This window comes from Mesorhizobium sp. WSM2561, assembly GCF_000513915.1.
Classification (GTDB): Bacteria; Pseudomonadota; Alphaproteobacteria; order Rhizobiales; family Rhizobiaceae; genus Mesorhizobium; species Mesorhizobium muleiense.
Genome location: NZ_AZUX01000116.1, coordinates 1 through 1,338, shown reverse-complemented (window position 1 = coordinate 1,338; position 1,338 = coordinate 1). Strand labels below are relative to the sequence as shown.

Here is a 1,338-nt window from a genome sequence, read left to right as displayed (position 1 = left end):
TCGGAGTTTAAGCTACGCGACGGCTTCACGATTCCGTTTGCGACATTGAACGGACAGGCGGTCGGATTTTCTGTTGCCGGGGAGAAGCTCGAGCCGGATCCGCACGACCGTCTAGCATTTCAGTTCGTCGCCGCCTGCGCCTTCGGTTGCGCGGCCATTCTTGCAGATGGAAAAAGTGCCTCCAAACCGGTACGTCTGTCGCCCCGACAACAGGACGTCCTGCGCTGGGCCGCCGAGGGCCTCACGGTGGACAAGATCGCTGACCGCCTGAACATCAGCCGCAACACGGCAGATACGCATCTGCGAACGGTGCGCGAGAGGCTCGGCGTGACAAACAATGTGCATGCTGTCGCAAAAGCTTTTCGCCTGGGGCTGATCAGCTAGCCTCACGCAATCGCGTGATGCCGCACCGGTTGGCGATAACATATTGGGGTGGCCTCGGAACTGGAGGAGAACGGGCTCAGCGACAGGATCGCAATTCATCCTGGCGCGAGGGCATACAACCCAGACCCCCATCACCGTTTCTGCGGGCAAGCCTCACGGTCCTTGCGGTCGCCGAATAGTCTTCGCACCTGGTCGTAGAGTATGATCTCCACATCGATCGGATCGAGCACCGATCGGCAATTGGCGATCAGTTCGTCCGGCGCGGACGTGGCATAGAATGCCGCCGAAAACACCGCCGTACCCCAATCGACATCGCGCGGTTGGTATGCCCGATTCCATTCCAGGCTGAGCCCGCATTCCGCGATGCGCAGGTCGGCGTCGTCGGCGAATGCGGCCAGAGCAGGTTGTTGCCGGGTTGAGAATGCCGCAGTCAAAAGGGACGACGGCTAAAGGCCGGCTCGCGCCAGTTGCAAATCTGCGAAGCACCGACGCACGGCAGCCCTATAGAACAGCGTTTTTCTCCCCAAGGAGTCCGGCGTCGGTAGTGGCAGAGCCAATCGCTCTTGCCTTCAGGCCCGCCGCAACAAGCCGGGTTTTTGGAGACCGAGCTTGCCATTTGTCGCGGAGCGGCGGGTCATCAGAAGCCAGACAGAACCGCTTTTCTTCGCCGTATTCGATTGCTGGCGCAAACACGAGACCGGACACACCGAACGGAAACCACGAACACGTTTTCGGCGCTTCTATCCTAAGCCGATCAATCACGGCGCCAGAGCCGTACCCGAAGCTCTGTCGAGCACAGTCCATAGCCTTCCCGCCCTCGCTCGCCAGCTACTTGAGCCGGTTCGTCGTCTATCACTCGCGAAAAAGCGGCCGCCCCTGACTTCGTGATGTCAGTCGTTCAGGTCGTCGCATGTCCGACATTGTCGGCCATCGGACAACGCCTCCAAGGTCATA

General features: G+C 60.2%; 2 protein-coding genes. One reads left to right on the top strand and one right to left on the bottom strand.

The window, feature by feature from the left end:
* The coding region (locus M727_RS0132830) for a LuxR C-terminal-related transcriptional regulator (RefSeq protein ID WP_027156038.1) at positions 1–384 on the top strand (384 nt) is incomplete at its 5' end.
* A gap of 131 nt (positions 385–515) precedes the next feature.
* Here the strand turns inward: M727_RS0132830 and M727_RS0132825 are convergent.
* Positions 516–818, bottom strand: a complete 303-nt coding sequence (locus M727_RS0132825; RefSeq protein ID WP_027156037.1) for a hypothetical protein — start codon at positions 816–818, stop codon at positions 516–518.
* Positions 819–1,338: the final 520 nt, after the last annotated feature.